The organism is Paenibacillus alba (assembly GCF_013204855.1).
GTDB lineage: Bacteria > Bacillota > Bacilli > Paenibacillales > NBRC-103111 > Paenibacillus_E > Paenibacillus_E alba.
This window is the reverse complement of sequence record NZ_JABMKZ010000018.1, coordinates 64,065-78,956: the sequence shown is the minus strand read 5'-3', so window position 1 is coordinate 78,956 and position 14,892 is coordinate 64,065. Positions and strand designations below refer to the sequence as shown.

Sequence of the window (14,892 nt, the reverse complement as noted above, 5' to 3'; positions counted from 1 at the left end):
TGGAAAAGGGGGAGATCACGAGTACATCCTTTACTTGGCAGGGTGTTGGGCGTGTTGGCCTTCCATGTACCAGGCTTCCGTCAGTCTCATCAAGGAGTCATACCGATTTATTGAGGTGAAGATCAGCTGATATTCATCTTGCTTTACATTCGTATAAGAAGCTTTAAATCCGGTATGATATTGCACGGTCATACTGGAGGATTGATCGTCATACTGTACAAAAGCAATCTGCCTGGAAACGCTTGGAATCATATTCACGCCGCTCTCCCCTTCATCTTAAGACTTTGGAAAACCGTATCGGATATTACCGTATCTGTACATAGATATGCTTATTGAAGAACATTTAGAATGTGTTCACGGTAGGAGTGGACAAGCTGCTCGGCCAGCTCTGGCGCTGTAGATTGCGCAACCAGCTGAAAGACGGGATCATCGCTATCCGGCAGCAGCAGGATCCAACCGTTCTCGTGATAAAACTTAATGCCATCAACCAAGTCGACACGTGTATCCTTCGTTCGTTCCATCATTCTCCGCATGACGGCACCCTTGGAGTCCCAAGGGCAGTCAATTCGTTCGCGATGAAGGTAGGGAGTCGGAAATAAGGCCAGCAGCTCGGAGAGCGGCAGACCCGTTCGATCCAACTGCAGGACGACGAGTCCAATGGCAAAAAGGGCATCGTGCAGCGGATGCATCTTCGCCTCATGCGTAACTTCCAGAAGGGCACGCGCGCCCTCCTTGGTCCTAATAATCGTGCCGCCAAGCCCCTCGGCAATGCTTTCCAACAGCTCGGGGGCACTGACTGGGGCGCCAATGGCTGATCCCGGACGGCTGTGCAAATAACACAGATAGAGGAAAATGGTTTGCAAGTCGCTGTCTACCGCCGTTCCTTGCTCTGTGATAAGCTGCATGCTGCGTCCGTCATCGTGGATACGAAGTCCAAGGTGTGCACCGGACAGTGGGATAAACTGTTGAAGCGGCTCCTGCGAGCTGGCCGAGGTCACATGAATGGCTTCGATCCCCAGCTTGGCGAAAAAAGGGACGAGATAAGGCTGCAGCCAAGAGCTTGCCTCAACGACAATGCGCATAGGAGATGTAGGCAAGTCATTCCTCTCATCGGTGATTTCTTGCGCGAGCGCGGCAATATACGTTTGAAACCAGTGTGTTTCGTCTTTGTAGGTGCCAATCGCCTTCATGGAAGCCCGGCTGAAGTCTTCCTGCCAAAAGCTATTTTCCACCTTCCGTTCAAGGGATTTGGGAATCGGCAAACCTTCCGCGTCCAAACAAGACAGGCAGCAAGACTCGTTATCGTTGCCTGACCAGTCCAGATGAATGCCGCCTGCGGCTCCCAAGTGGCGAATGGCAAAACAAGCCGCCGGTGCGAAGCAATCGCCCAAATCAATGACATTCGTGCCAACCGATTGCAAGCTGGCGGTTAGTGTTCGTTTCAATAGCTGCGTGAAAGGATGAGGCGCACAGCTAACGGTCATTGTTTTGCCCGCAGCAAGGGTTGCCCCGTAAGCCGTGGCAAATTTGGCGATAAGTTCCGGTGTTAAATCAAGATTGGGAACGCCGCTTACCCCATGTGTCTTGAATAACGTCTTCGTTGCGTGATCTCCCCAAATATAAGAAGTATGAAGACGGGTTTTTTCACGAATTTGTTTGTAGGGCCAGATTTTCACATTCGGCTCAACTCGGCTGTTGGCGCCAAGGACAACATGATTGCCAATCACGGAACCATCCCCCATATAGGAGGATTCTTTGCTGACAATCCGACTTGTTAATGTAGAACCGGCTAATTCGTTGTAAGGGGCGATATGATTATGGTCCCATAAGATGCTGCGGGTTAGTTTGCTGCCTTTGGAAAGTCGGTTGTTTTGCCCAATGATGCAGTATTCCCCGAGCTCTACCTCATCCTCCAGAATACTCCCTTTACCGATAAAAGCGGGGCCTGATACTAGCGCAGATGCGCTGATTTCCACGCCTTCCGCCAAATAAACATGAGGTCGGATTTGCGTACCCTCGATATGCAGCTGGACTTTCCCTTCGAGCATATCAAATTGTGTTTGGCGATATTGCTGGAGATTGCCGATATCCATCCAATAGCCAGGACTGATGTATCCATACAGACTGTTCTTCTCCTGAAGCAATTCAGGGAACAGCTGCCCGCTGAAATCGAATTCCACGCCGAGTGGAACACGTTCCAGCATCTCAGGCTCCAGAATGTAAATGCCGGTATTTACGGTATCGCTGAATACTTCCCCCCAGCTTGGCTTCTCAAGGAAACGTGTAATCGAACCATGTTCATCGGTCATCACGACACCATATTCCAGAGGATGGCTAACACGAGTAAGAATTAAAGTTGCCTTGGCTTGCTTCTCTTTATGAAAAGCGAGGGCATGCTGCAAGTTGAAATCCGTCAGTGCATCACCACTAATAACAATGAAAGTTTCGTCCAGAAATTCGTGGGCCTGTTTCACGCTTCCGGCTGTACCGAGCGGACTCGTTTCTTCGAAATAATGGAGATTGACACCAAAGGCTTGCCCATCGCCGAAATAGTCGCGAATCACGTCAGGTTTATACTGCATGGTCACGGCAATATCTTGAATGCCGTTCCCTTGAAGCAGTTCAATAATATAGGCCATGCAGGGCCTTCCAAGAAGAGGCACCATGGGCTTGGGGAGATGGCAAGTAAGGGGACGAAGTCGCGTTCCTTTACCTCCGGCCATAATAACAGCCTTCATTGGGATGACCTCCTTCGCATATCTTGTATAGGGTTGTCTTTAAACCGTTACAGTGGCCTGAGTCGCAGGCTGGTAATGGGTTAGCTGTTGGTACTCCAGCTGGATATTTGCTGCAATATGGCGCCATTGATAGTGCTCTTGAAGCAGCTGGTAAGCACTGTCTGCCATGCGGCGCGCATGCTGAGGCTGCAGCAGCATTTCGGTAATGTGCCAGGCTAACGAATCGACATGGCCAGGGAGCGCTTTAAAACCATCCACGCCATGACGGATAATTTCAGCTAAACCGCCGGTATCCGAAAGTACGAGTGGTTTCTTATGTGCCATTGCTTCCAAGGCGACAATGCCAAAGGGCTCATACAAGCTGGGAATTACGCAAACATCCGCCGCTTGATAGAGCTGTTCCCGGTAGGTATCACTCACGAAACCGGTAAATAAGACGCGATCTCCGACATGAGCAGCCTTGGCTCGAAGCTCGCCTTCCATCGGTCCGGAGCCGGCAATAATGAGCTTCGCTTGCGGAAGCTGCGAGAGAATGGCGGGCATGGCATCCAACAAGATTTGAATGCCTTTTTCGTAAACCAGCCTGCCAATGTAGAAGATGACTTTATCTTGCTTCGCCACTTCCGCAGGTCGACCTAGCTTGGCTTCGCTGGGCAAAGTTTCAATCCCATTCGGATGGACGCTTATTTTGTCGTAGGGAAGACTGAATATACGTCCAACTTCTTCTTTCATATAGGAGCTGCAGACAAATACTCGGTTAGCCTCGTACGTCAGCTTCCACTCGATTTGATGAATTTTGTTCTGGAGCTCCGTATAGAGATTGCCTTGGTTTCTGCCCCATTCGGTTGCGTGAATCGTGGCGATCAAGGGAAGTCCGTAGCTGGCTTTCATTTCTCTTGCCGTGAGATAAACCATCCAGTCATGGGCATGCAGGAGATCCATTCGGCCGCCATTTTCCCGCCACCTGACCAAGTGATCAATCATCGCCAGATTCATTTCAAAGGTCCAGTGATAGAAGTGCGTATCACCGGAATGATCAACCGGAAGCCTATGTACATAAACACCGTTCAATTTTTCAAAAGCAGGCGCCCCTTGTACCGATGTGGTGATGACATGAACGATTTCTCCGCGAGCTGCCAGAGCTTCGGATAGCTCATGAACGGCTCGGGACAAGCCGCCTACTTGTTTGGGCGGGTATTCCCACGCGAGCATAAATACGTTTGGCCGGTGCTTTGTTTCTGCAAGGCATGTTTCCCAATCGGCCAAGCTTGGAATAATAGGGATAGGGGAAAGCTTTTGTATGCGGATATAATCGCTATAATCAATCGCTGGCAGGCAGTTGTTGCTCCCCTCCAGAGCAGCAAGGAAGCTATTGTCCACAGCCTTCTGATCTATCTGATCACAGAGCTGATGAAAGCTGCCGAGATGCTGCTTCGTTCGGCGAATGGCATAGTCCAGCACGGTTTGGGAGTCCATAATGAACGCCCAATCGCTGCTTTGGGCCAGCATGAGCTCTCTTGCGGCTTGATTCAAGGCTCTCTTGAGCATGCCAGGCTGCAATTGGCCATGCCGAGCCAGATGTTCATGTTTCGTTGCCAGCTGAATCATGCGTTCCTCAGCTTGATGCAGGTGACGATAAATCCAATCGTTCGTTCCACTCAGCCAAGCTTCGGCCGAATGGTTGCGGCCCCAGCTGGATTCGTTTAATTTGCCGACATCGGCGAGGGGATATTCGTCCAGATACTCGCTAGGTGTTATCATTTTGACGGTAATCTGATCGTGAAACATTTTCCGGCAAAGCTGCTCAAGAAAGCTCGGCCCTTCGTACCACCAATGACCGAAAAGCTCCGCATCATAGGGCGATACCATGATCGGCTTGCGATCCATCCAGTGATGCCAATGCTGAGCTTGCTTTTGACGTTTCGCCAGAAAATCTTCAGCGTGTTCGGCTGCTTTAGCGAGGGCGATATCCGGATTATAGGGCTCTTTCTGATTGCCTTTGCCTGTAATGCGATAATATTTAATTCCTGTGTTCACCCGCTCGTGGGTCGGTAGAACATGGGGCTGAATATAAGCCCACTCTACTGGATCCTGCCAGCCGAGATCCCAGCCAATGTCACGATAGTACTCGCGATACTGATAGTCTCCCGGGTAGCCATGCTCGGCACTCCACACTTGACTGGCTGATTCAGGGTCGCGAGGAAAGGCCGTTACGCCATAAGGTGTCAGGAGCGGGGCAACCAATTCCCGGTTAGGCTGGGGAGAAGCGAAAGAGACCGCTGTGGCATCCGTGAAGAAGTAGCGAATGCCGGCTTGCTTCAGAATACGGTCCAGCCCAGGGGTATAACCGCATTCTGGCAGCCAAATCCCGCGGGGCTTCTGAGCGAAATGCCGTTCATAATCCCGAACAGCCGTCATAATCTGAGCGCGTATGGCTTCTTCTGTTTTCATAAGCGGCAGAAAGCCGTGCGTCGCGGCGCAAGTTACGATTTCGATAAGCCCAAGATCTTGATACTGCTTGAAAGCAGGGATGAGCTCCCCTTGATAGCGTTCATACAGCTGCTCCAGCTCCCGGAACCGCTTCGCGTATTGCTTGGCAAGAGCTAGGAGGGTTGGATTCTTAGCGAGACGTGCCTGCTCTGCATCTGCTAAAGCGATAAGCTTAGTCAGATAAGCCCGATATCTCATCTGCATGAGCGGGTCGCTTAACAGGGACAAGAGCGTAGGTGTCAAGGAGAAAGTTAAGCGGAAATCAATCTGATCTTCAGCGAGATGATTCATAACTTCCAATAAGGGTAAATACGTTTCAGTCATCGCTTCATAGAACCATCGCTCTTCCAAGACATCTTCTTGCTGCTGATGACGAATAAAGGGAAGGTGGGCATGCAAAACAAGGGCTAAATACCCTTTGAGCTCGGGCTTCTGCTTGATGCGGTTGATCAAAGGATACGTTCACCTCATGTAAGGAGTATAGGTTTGAATATTTTCGAAGAAGCTTGGCCGGATGCGCTGATCGACCTGATCTGTCTGCGCCTCGGGAACAACCGTTTGAAGCGGTTCTCCCCATACGGCTTCGGAGTCTCTGGGCGTTACGATACAGTTGGAGCGAAGCAGAGGAATGAATTCATGCTCCCAGGTGTAAGTCCCGATATCTGTCAAATAAGTTCGATTGGCCTTCAGCCCATGAAAATACCAATTGGTCGCTTCCGGTGTCGTGACAACATCCCAATAGGCGTGCGCATTTGAACCATCGAAATACATATGAGTGACATCGTACAGGCGAATGACCTTGGGCATGGCGCCATAGTCACACTCAAAATGCTGAGATAAAAGCCATCTTCGCCTATCGCTAATTTCCCAATATACATAGAGCGAATCTGCACTTACTGCCATAAGATGGAGTAAGTCCTTATGATAGCGGTCAGGAACCTCGAATTCCGCAGTAGTTAAAGCTTCCAAGGCGATTCCTCTTTTCTGACAAGTGCTGTTTCGTGAGAGCTTTTGATGATAAAAGCATTCGCCTTTAGGCAGAAAAATATGCGCGGACTGTTAAAATCTAGCTGTCGATTAAAAAAGGAATTTCACACTTTTATGGCGAATATATTGAGTAAATCCGGGTAAACAAACAAGGAGGGATATCCATGAGCTTTTGTTGTGGAGCCAGTATGATTGGAACGAAAGGTACACTGAAGCATATTCGTACACAAATTCACAATGTGCCCATTCTCTTCTGCCCGGTATGTCACCGTATTGAGGTTCACTATTTGGTAGAGAACGAATACGAGATCTTAGCGGAATACGCCCATGGCGATGGAGCGGCAGAGGTTGATTTCCTTGAATATGTCGACGGCAAAGATCATTTGCTGCATGACAATTGTGTGAATCATGAAGGCGAAGAGCCTTTGGATATCGTACGCAGTCAGATTGACATGGCGCTCGATTTGCTGGGAGTTGCTAAGACTATTGGCGATGCCGAGTGGGAAGATCAGCTCAAGAAACGTTTGAAAATGCTGAGCGTACGTCGCGATAAGCTGAAAAACAAAAAAACCTCCAAAAACACGTAGAGGTTTCTAAGATAGAAAAGGATTCAACTGAACAAAAACCGCTGAACTTGGCTTTTCAAGTTTAAGCGGTTTTTTTCATTGCGAATTTCAGCTTGCTTATCCATTGAAAATCATTATCATTTAGATAGAAGATAATTTGAAAAGCAAGAGAGGAAGCCTACAAGTGACTATCGAGAAGCCATCAGAGGAGCAATCCGAAATGATGTTTCGTTATTATAAAGCAATGCCATTCGAGCTGCCTATGCGCGGGGAAATGAGCTTTGAACCTAATGATTTCCAGCAAGTGATCCTCTGCCTAAGTGGTGAAGGGGAGGTTTGGATGGAGGACGCCGGCTATGTGATCAAGCAAGGGGACGTTTTTTTCATTCCATCGAGTCAGGAAATTCGGCTGTTGGCTGGTGAACAGCTGTTCAGAGGCTGCTTTGTCTATTTTGATGCTTATGAGGAAAACAGTGAGCAGTGCTATATCCGCATGCCGCAGTATCGCAAAGGCCCTTCTATCGCCCGAGATTGGCCGCAAATGCTGAAATGCTGTGATCAGTTGCTAAGCCTTCATACTGCTGAGCCAAGGAATCGGCTGCTGGAGCAGTCCGTGTTCTACCAACTAATCGGCTTGGCTGTGCAGGAGCAGACAGTGCATAAGCAGGAAGAAACCACGGATGAAGCGATTGAACGCGTATCCGCCTTCATGGAACAGTATTATGAGAAAGAGCATTCCCGGCTGGAGCTGGCGAGGTTGGCAGGTTTAAGTCAGGGGTATTTCTCTTCGGCCTTTCAACAATATATGGGTAAAAGTCCGACCGCTTTTTTGCTGGACATCCGAATGGCGCATGCCCAGCAGCTGCTGCTTGCGGGTGAGGGAGTTAAGGAGACCGCTGGGAAAGTTGGGTTTGATGACGAGTTTTATTTTAGCCGCCGCTTTAAAAAGCAAACAGGACTTTCGCCGGTGGCATTCGTCAAGAGCCGCTGCCGGAATATTGCAAGTACTTCTGATCCGCTTTCTGCTAATCTGCTGGCCTTGCGACTGCTGCCCCGGGCTGCTGCTTTATACGCCCACCATGAATTAAACAGCCGAATGACACGACTCCATTCCTGTGAGTTGGGGAGAGGAGACGTGTGGGAAACGAATTTGACCATGCTTCGCCAGACGGCTCCGGAAATGATTTTCTGTACGGATTTTTTGGACGAGAGGTCTCTGCAGGAGCTGGAGCGAATTGCGCCGACAGTCCAGATTGATTGGATGGGGATGGATTGGCGTCAGCACTTCAGTAAGATGGCAGAATCCGCTGGTCATCAGAGCGAAGCCCAAATCTGGTTATCGAACTATGCGTACAAAGCGGAAGCGGCCTACCGCAAGGTGAGAGGCAAGTATGGCGGTGCGACGCTGAATATATGGCGAATTATGGATTCGCAGTATCGAATATACGGAGAGCGCAATGCGGGAACTGTCCTGTATGGCGACCTGCAGTTTGCTTCTACTTATAAGGTAGATGATGTTTACGAAATTGTATCGAAGGAGGCCATGTCTAATTACGATGCAGATATTTTGCTGGTCATGGTCGATCCAACAGCCCAATCAGCCAGGACATGGGAGTCGTTCCGAGCAAGCGATGAATGGACTAAGCTTAAGGCAGTAAGAAGCGGGCGGGCTTATCAAATGGGAACAGATAAACTGCTCGAATATTCAGCTTTGTCACATGAGCGTGCTTTGACCTATGTCACCGAAATGCTTAGATGATAATCGTCCAGATAGGACCGTTTCGCAGTCCATGTTACGCGGAACGGTCCTATGCTAATCTATACATTGAGAAAGAAAATCATTATCATCCGATAAAGAGGAGTGCTTGTTATAGCTTTTGAACTACCATGGAATTTAAAAAAGCTCTATGAGGCCCCTGAGCTGTTTACTGCGCCAAGCTTTGAGAGCGATGATATAAAAGCTGTTTTTTATCGAGGTCTCCCTTATAAAGGGAAAGAAACACGCATTTTCGCTTATTATGGCATTCCAAAGGCTGCTCACGGCAGAAAGGTTCCAGCAGTTGTACTCGTTCATGGCGGTGCAGGCACAGCGTTCAAGATGTGGGTCCGTATGTGGATGGATCGCGGATACGCTGCGATTGCAATGGATTTGGAAGGACATGTTCCTGGTCCATGCGATGAGCAAGATGAGCTGCCTTCCCATACATGGAGCGGCCCCGTTAAACCTCGGGTCTTCAACGATTATCAGCTCCCCGTTCAGGATCAATGGATGTACCATGCTGTTGCTGATGTCATTCTAGCCCATTCTCTCATTCGATCATTCGACGAAGTTGACCCAACCCAAATAGGCATTACGGGTATCTCTTGGGGCGGTATTATAACGAGTCTCCTTGCAGGAGTAGACGATCGATTCTGCTTTGCGGTTCCCGTCTACGGCTGTGGTTTTCTACATGAACCTGGAACGATGTATGGAGATGGATTTTCTGCGATGCCTGAACAGGAAGCGGAGCGGGTTCGTTTGCTATGGGATCCTTCCTCGTATTTGGCGCGAAGCCAGGTACCTATGCTGTGGTTGAATGGCAGTAATGATACGCATTTCTCCTTGCACATTTTCGTGAAATCTTATGTGCTGAATAAACGATGTCACGCGAATAGTGTGCTCAGCATTCATCCCGGTCTAGGGCATTCCTATGAGGAAGGCTGGGCGAGCGAAGAGATTTCCGCATTTGCTGATTGGGCGACCCAAGCTGCGCCTGGACTTATTCATTTGGGAGAGATGAAGCAGCAAGGCAATGAAGTGACCGTTACGTACACCTCAGAGCTTCCGGTTAGAAACGCCAAGCTTTATTGGTGCAACGATCCTACGGAGTGGCGAACAGCCAATTGGGAGCCTTATGAAGCTTTTCTGCATGAGGAATTAAGTATAGTAAAAACCATTTTGCCGCATGCCAACGGGTCCTTTTTTGTGAATGTAACAGATTGTAGGGGGTTGACTGTAAGCACTGTTGTTATGACAGATGCAAGGGTGAATAAGACAGAGAAGACATCACTAATAAATCAGCAGTAAAAGGAGATTTGTATTCATGAAAGCCAGTAAAGTTGTTATTTCCACGCTGCTTGCAGCATCCGTTCTATCGCTTTCCGCTTGCGGAAGCAAGGTAACTGAAGGGGGCACGTCAACCCCAGCAGCCTCACCAGCGGCAGCCAAGAAGGCCGAGGCTACCGTAACCCCGAGTTCAAAGGCATTCACTTTTACGGATACGAAGGGAGAGCAGAAGCTCGCCCAGCCGCCCCGAAAAATTGCAACGGCCGTAACTTATTTGACAGACCATATGATTGCGCTTGGTCTAACCCCAACGGCAACCGTTAAATCTCAGAACGAAGATTTCCCGTTATACCTGAAACCGTATCTGCCTAATGTTGAAATTATCGGGGAGCAAGGACGGATAAGCATCGAGAAATTGTTATCGGTCGGACCAGAGCTGATCGTTACGGACACGAACAGCAAAGAGGTGTACGATCAATTTGCCAAAATTGCTCCTACCGCTTATTTGGAAAATGGCTACAACGCACCAACCTGGCAGGATGCTTTCCGTGCTACCGCCAAAGCATTTGGACTTAACGATAAAGCAGAGCAGACTATAACGGCTTATCAGGATAAAAAGAAGAAAACGATTGAAGAATTAGCAGGCACAGTTAAAGGCAAATCGTTGATGGTATTCCGCATTAGAAAAGATTTGCGCTATTACGGCGACATTGATTACAAGTGGTTGTATGACGATTTCGGATTCTCTCGACCGGCTGTTTTTCCTAAAACGAGCACAGAGAGTCACTATGAAGTATTGTCCATAGAAAAGCTGCCGGACATTAACCCAGACTACATTTTGCTGATCAACGATGATAAAGACACGACAAATAGCTTGCAAGATACGAATATTTGGAAAGGCCTGAACGCAGTGAAAGAGGGACATGTCTATCAGATCCCTTCGGATACATGGTTCGGCGGATATGGGCCCAATGCAGCGAACGCAATGTTAGATGATTTGACGCGTTTGTTCGGGAAGAAGTAAGCTGAGGGGGAGCTTATGTATCGAATAGATCGTGATGTGCTTGAAAATAAAATGAACCTTACGCTTATGCCGCAGGACAAAGCGGTTATTTCGCTAAAGGGCAATGAACTGACGGAACCTGCGGCGATGAGGAAATTCCTTGCTGCGTATGCTGTTCACATTCATGCGTTAGATGATACTGTCGCAGCAGCGTATTTTAGCAGCTGGTTTGGCGACGTTGTAAGTGCGCTGCAGTATGCAGTTTCGATCCATGATACAGCGTTGGATCTATCTCTTTCCAACCTGACTGTTCATCTCATTCCGGAAGAGGGTTACACTAGGCTCGCTTTTCAACTTAGCAGCAGGCAGGAGAATTGGGCTCCGGAGGAAGAGCGAAGCGAGTGGCGAAGGGCGGTTTTCACTTCTTTTTATCAATATACGGCTCGCCCCTTAATGGACTGCTTAGCTGCCGTATCTGGCTTGCCGATTGGTCAAGCGTGGGGACAACTGCCGGATTCTCTTGTCAATGGGATGGATCGTCTGGCCTCAGAGCCGCTTTCCGAATCTGTCAGCAAGCAGGTAGCAGAAGATTACTTGTATCTCCAAAAAGGGCTGGAAGGCGAGCTGTTCGGCTTGTCCAGAAATCCTTTCGATAAGAAGGAGCGATGGATCGAAGACCCCAGAGATGCCGCCAAGCAGCTTAGAATGAAGAGTACTTGCTGCCTTCATTACAAGAGAGAGAATCGTACCTATTGCTATACGTGCCCTAGAATGAAAGAAGCTGACCGATTGCTGTGGCTGGAGAAGTTAAGAAGCAAAAAGGAAAACGGAGGCCAATGAGCCATAACCGTTTTCCTTTTTTTATCTAGTTGACTCACTGCGAATCCTGCAGTAATCTCGCAAACTCTTTCTGCAAATTCCGGCTTAGCGGTATTTTAATCGCGGTATGGTTCAGATGAATGAGAAACCTTCGCGACGTGGGAAATCCACTTTCTTTGTCATAGGAAACAACATGTTTTAAATTAACTAGAAATCCTTTGAAAGGACTGAACATATAGGCGGAGCTTTGGGCCAGAATATCCGATAAATTCGTACTGGATTCCATTTGAGCGCCATTCATAAGATGAATGCGAGTTAATCGCTTATCCTCTTTCTCTATGAAAAGGATGGAATCCTCTGAAATTGGCAATGTTGATTTCTGATTTTTAACTGTAATCCATGTTGTAGCTGCAGGTTTATCGGTTTGAATCTGCTGACTGCGCGCTAACTGCAGCTCAGCGATCGCTTTACGAATGGCAGCTTGGAACTTAGGCAGCATGACAGGCTTCGATAAAAAGTAGAGAGAGCCTAAGTCATGAAAGCTTGTCAAAACATGGTCAATGTTCGTCGTGCCGCTGACCATGATAACTTTCTGCTGATATCCAGCCCTGCGCAAAGTTTGAACCATTGAAATGCCATCTAATTTCCCTTCTAATCCGATGTCTACCAGCAAAATATCAGGCTGCAGCTGGTCATACAACCGAATGAATTGTTCACCATCAGAAACGATGGAGATAACTTTCAATCCGCACTGCTCACTGTAGCTCTCGAGCAATTTGCCTGCCCAGTAATTATCTTCTACAATCGCAACTGTGTGACGGTGCCCCATACGTTCATCGCACTCCAATTCTCTCACCCCATGCCTCTTGCATCCTGTCAGCTTATGCTCAGAAACAGCCAACTTAGTCCACTTTGAACGCAAAAGCTCCGTAATCCTGTATAATTCTAGGTGCAGATAATAAGTTAAGGAAGACAGCTTAAGAGCATGCTTAGAAATGAGGGATTTGTACTTGTTTACATGGGTGAATTTTATCCTAACCTGCATTGATTTTGTACCCATGATCTTATTTTCATTGGTGCTTTTCAGACAAAGACTGAAACCATATTGGAAACAAATATCGCTCGCTGCATTGGCAGGAACGATTGTCACTTTATTCGATAGTTGGCCTTTATTATACGTAATTATTATTTGTGTGCTGCTTAGAGTTGTATGGAAATTCAGTGTAGTACCTTCGCTGCTTATCGCTTTATCGGGCTACATTTTGTCTGTTATTGTCTCTACGGCAGTACTTATTAGTTGTGAAATGACGGAATTCATTTCCTATGCAGACTTCGGTTCAGATTCAAAAATAGCGAATGTGACGCTAATGCTTATTTTGATGGCCAAATGCAGTGTATTGTATCTCATTATCAAGCTGCGCTTGGGGTTCACTTTTTTGTCCAACTATACAAGAATTCCGTTTACACCAGCCAATGTTGGTTTTTACCTGTTTATTGCTGTGGTTATCATCGGGATCACCAATCGTCATTCGTACGCAGACAATGTCCTAAGCGCGCTCATGCCCATCCAAATGTTAAGTATGGCAACCGTGCTCTTCCTTTGCGTGATGCTAGGTAAGGAACTTGGCTTTCAGCGTTGAGTGTCCCAAAGCGGAATCTTCACCAATAAATTGGCCATTGTTACGAGCAGCACAATCAAGAAGGAGCTGGTGATACTTTTTTTGCGGCAAAGCCGCGATGGTGACTCCGGTATGGTCCTCATAAAGATCAAAATAAAGTTTGCCCTCAGCGGGGGCATACTTTTTTATTTTGTTGAGATTCACGAACAAATGCATATCCATTTTCACAAATTCATGATCGGTTAGGGTATCTATAAAGCTAGTGAAAGCTACGAGTGATTCCACGTTTTCTTCTATCCTTGCCTCTGCCTTAACATAAGTAATCGTCTTGATCCCGAACTCAACATACCAAACTGTATCTAATCGGACGGGCAATGTCGTCTGGCCAGAACTCGCATCTTCTAAATAACCGGCTTTCATTAATAGATCGGTATATGGATACTCATATGCTTGGGATAATTTCCTTAGCGTGTCTGGAGATGGCTTGATGACATCATTCGTGGTACGATTACGTCCTAGCTCTAAGTCTCTAATATAAGCATGAGATAAACCGCATTTGCTTGCAACTTTACGCAAGGACATCTTGCCGCGCAATGACTCAAGAAACTTGCCAAATTGATTGTCTTGTTCCATAGGAAACACCTCCTTGCCCTAATTGTAAAGGATTCTTGATCAAAATGAAATCGCAACCAAAGGTTTTATTTGCCATTAGGTGATGATTTGCACATGTATGGTATAATAAATCTACTTTTTATTTATTTTTTTCAATCAACATACCCCCCTAATTAGGATACATAAGGACGAAACTACTATACTGTGAGGTGGAAAGGTGCTACTGGTACTATTCAAAAAGTTCCTTGGAAAGAAGCAGTCCCAGGGACAAAGTGAACCCCATGCCTCTTCCCTTGAGGTTACAATCCATCAAATTCAAGCAGGAGACCTACGACTAAGGAATCAATTTATTTCGGACTACCAGCCCTACGTAGCCAAAGTAACCAGCAGGTTCTGCAAACGATATATTGACCCAGCTCGAGATGATGAATTCAGTATCGCTCTTGGGGCGTTTAACGAAGCAATCAATCAATATTCTTCTGTGATGGGCAGATCTTTTCTGGGTTTTGCTGAAACCGTTATGCGAAGAAGATTAATTGATTTCTTGCGCAAGGAGCAGCGATTCAAAGGCCAGATTCCATACAGCTCATTCGATCAGGAAGATGATGAAGATAATCTGTTGAATCCGATTGAGGTTCATCAAGCGATAGAAGCTTATGAAAAGCAAAAAGGTTTGGAAGAACGACGAAGTGAAATTCTTGATTTTAGCCGATGCTTACGTGATTTCGATATTGAGTTCTCTGAATTGACAGAGGCAGCCCCCAAACACGATGATTCCAGACAGATGCTGTTCGGTATCGGCCGCACGCTAGCACAGGATGCAGAACTTATGCGTACTCTTCTGACGAAACGGCAGCTGCCTATCAAAGAGCTGCTCGAGCAAGTACAGGTTTCCAGAAAAACATTGGAGCGGAACCGTAAATATTTGATAGCGATAGCTCTCATATTTAATGGTCCATACCCTTACTTGCGGGATTATTTACAGATTCGAGAATGAGGACAGCATAAAGAA

The 14,892-nt window shown here is 47.3% G+C and carries 13 protein-coding genes; 7 read left to right on the top strand and 6 right to left on the bottom strand.

Going from position 1 to position 14,892, the window contains the following annotated elements:
* Positions 1 to 30: 30 nt before the first annotated feature.
* The 4 genes from HQN90_RS21495 to HQN90_RS21480 form a co-directional block, all read right to left on the bottom strand.
* On the bottom strand, positions 31 to 252 hold the full coding sequence (locus tag HQN90_RS21495; RefSeq protein WP_216855408.1) for a hypothetical protein: 222 nt from the start codon (positions 250 to 252) through the stop codon (positions 31 to 33).
* Positions 253 to 329: 77 nt separating this feature from the next.
* On the bottom strand, positions 330 to 2,738 hold the full coding sequence (locus HQN90_RS21490) for a sugar phosphate nucleotidyltransferase (RefSeq protein WP_173222467.1): 2,409 nt from the start codon (positions 2,736 to 2,738) through the stop codon (positions 330 to 332).
* A gap of 39 nt (positions 2,739 to 2,777) precedes the next feature.
* A complete protein-coding gene (locus HQN90_RS21485) occupies positions 2,778 to 5,681 on the bottom strand; it encodes a 1,4-alpha-glucan branching protein domain-containing protein (protein ID WP_173222465.1) in 2,904 nt (967 codons plus the stop codon).
* Positions 5,682 to 5,690: 9 nt separating this feature from the next.
* Positions 5,691 to 6,197 (bottom strand): DUF4912 domain-containing protein, encoded by a 507-nt coding sequence (locus HQN90_RS21480; RefSeq protein WP_173222463.1) that lies wholly within the window; start codon positions 6,195 to 6,197, stop codon positions 5,691 to 5,693.
* Positions 6,198 to 6,379: 182 nt separating this feature from the next.
* Here HQN90_RS21480 and HQN90_RS21475 point away from each other — a divergent pair, with 182 nt between their 5' ends.
* The 5 genes from HQN90_RS21475 (at position 6,380) to HQN90_RS21455 (ending at position 11,670) form a co-directional block, all read left to right on the top strand.
* Positions 6,380 to 6,802, top strand: coding sequence for a hypothetical protein (locus HQN90_RS21475; protein ID WP_079418816.1), 423 nt, complete (start codon positions 6,380 to 6,382; stop codon positions 6,800 to 6,802).
* Between the two features lie 199 nt (positions 6,803 to 7,001).
* Positions 7,002 to 8,540 (top strand): helix-turn-helix domain-containing protein, encoded by a 1,539-nt coding sequence (locus HQN90_RS21470; protein WP_173222461.1) that lies wholly within the window; start codon positions 7,002 to 7,004, stop codon positions 8,538 to 8,540.
* Positions 8,541 to 8,642: 102 nt separating this feature from the next.
* Positions 8,643 to 9,848: an acetylxylan esterase gene (locus HQN90_RS21465; protein ID WP_173222459.1), complete on the top strand. Its 1,206-nt coding sequence runs from the start codon at positions 8,643 to 8,645 to the stop codon at positions 9,846 to 9,848.
* 16 nt (positions 9,849 to 9,864) lie between these two features.
* A complete protein-coding gene (locus tag HQN90_RS21460; RefSeq protein WP_173222457.1) occupies positions 9,865 to 10,851 on the top strand; it encodes an ABC transporter substrate-binding protein in 987 nt (328 codons plus the stop codon).
* Between the two features lie 15 nt (positions 10,852 to 10,866).
* On the top strand, positions 10,867 to 11,670 hold the full coding sequence (locus HQN90_RS21455) for a (2Fe-2S)-binding protein (RefSeq protein WP_173222455.1): 804 nt from the start codon (positions 10,867 to 10,869) through the stop codon (positions 11,668 to 11,670).
* A gap of 34 nt (positions 11,671 to 11,704) precedes the next feature.
* On the opposite strand, the gene HQN90_RS21450 is transcribed toward HQN90_RS21455, so the two are convergent.
* On the bottom strand, positions 11,705 to 12,505 hold the full coding sequence (locus HQN90_RS21450; protein WP_173222453.1) for a response regulator: 801 nt from the start codon (positions 12,503 to 12,505) through the stop codon (positions 11,705 to 11,707).
* A gap of 154 nt (positions 12,506 to 12,659) precedes the next feature.
* Between HQN90_RS21450 and HQN90_RS21445 the strand changes: the two genes are divergently transcribed.
* Positions 12,660 to 13,289, top strand: coding sequence for a hypothetical protein (locus HQN90_RS21445; protein ID WP_173222451.1), 630 nt, complete (start codon positions 12,660 to 12,662; stop codon positions 13,287 to 13,289).
* Here the strand turns inward: HQN90_RS21445 and HQN90_RS21440 are convergent.
* Positions 13,260 to 13,901 (bottom strand): helix-turn-helix domain-containing protein, encoded by a 642-nt coding sequence (locus tag HQN90_RS21440; RefSeq protein ID WP_173222449.1) that lies wholly within the window; start codon positions 13,899 to 13,901, stop codon positions 13,260 to 13,262. The two genes, HQN90_RS21445 and HQN90_RS21440, sit on opposite strands and share 30 nt — an antisense overlap.
* A 196-nt stretch (positions 13,902 to 14,097) precedes the next feature.
* Between HQN90_RS21440 and sigI the strand changes: the two genes are divergently transcribed.
* Entirely contained in the window at positions 14,098 to 14,877 is a 780-nt protein-coding gene (gene sigI, locus HQN90_RS21435) for an RNA polymerase sigma factor SigI (protein WP_173222447.1), read from the top strand.
* The last annotated feature ends 15 nt before the right edge of the window (positions 14,878 to 14,892 follow it).

Coding starts and splice junctions, on each gene's coding strand:
- HQN90_RS21455 (WP_173222455.1), top strand. CDS start 10,867: ATGTATCGAATAGATCGTGATGTGCTTGAAAATAAAATGAACCTTACG.
- HQN90_RS21495 (WP_216855408.1), bottom strand. CDS start 252: ATGATTCCAAGCGTTTCCAGGCAGATTGCTTTTGTACAGTATGACGAT.
- HQN90_RS21440 (WP_173222449.1), bottom strand. CDS start 13,901: ATGGAACAAGACAATCAATTTGGCAAGTTTCTTGAGTCATTGCGCGGC.
- HQN90_RS21470 (WP_173222461.1), top strand. CDS start 7,002: ATGATGTTTCGTTATTATAAAGCAATGCCATTCGAGCTGCCTATGCGC.
- HQN90_RS21475 (WP_079418816.1), top strand. CDS start 6,380: ATGAGCTTTTGTTGTGGAGCCAGTATGATTGGAACGAAAGGTACACTG.
- HQN90_RS21460 (WP_173222457.1), top strand. CDS start 9,865: ATGAAAGCCAGTAAAGTTGTTATTTCCACGCTGCTTGCAGCATCCGTT.
- HQN90_RS21490 (WP_173222467.1), bottom strand. CDS start 2,738: ATGAAGGCTGTTATTATGGCCGGAGGTAAAGGAACGCGACTTCGTCCC.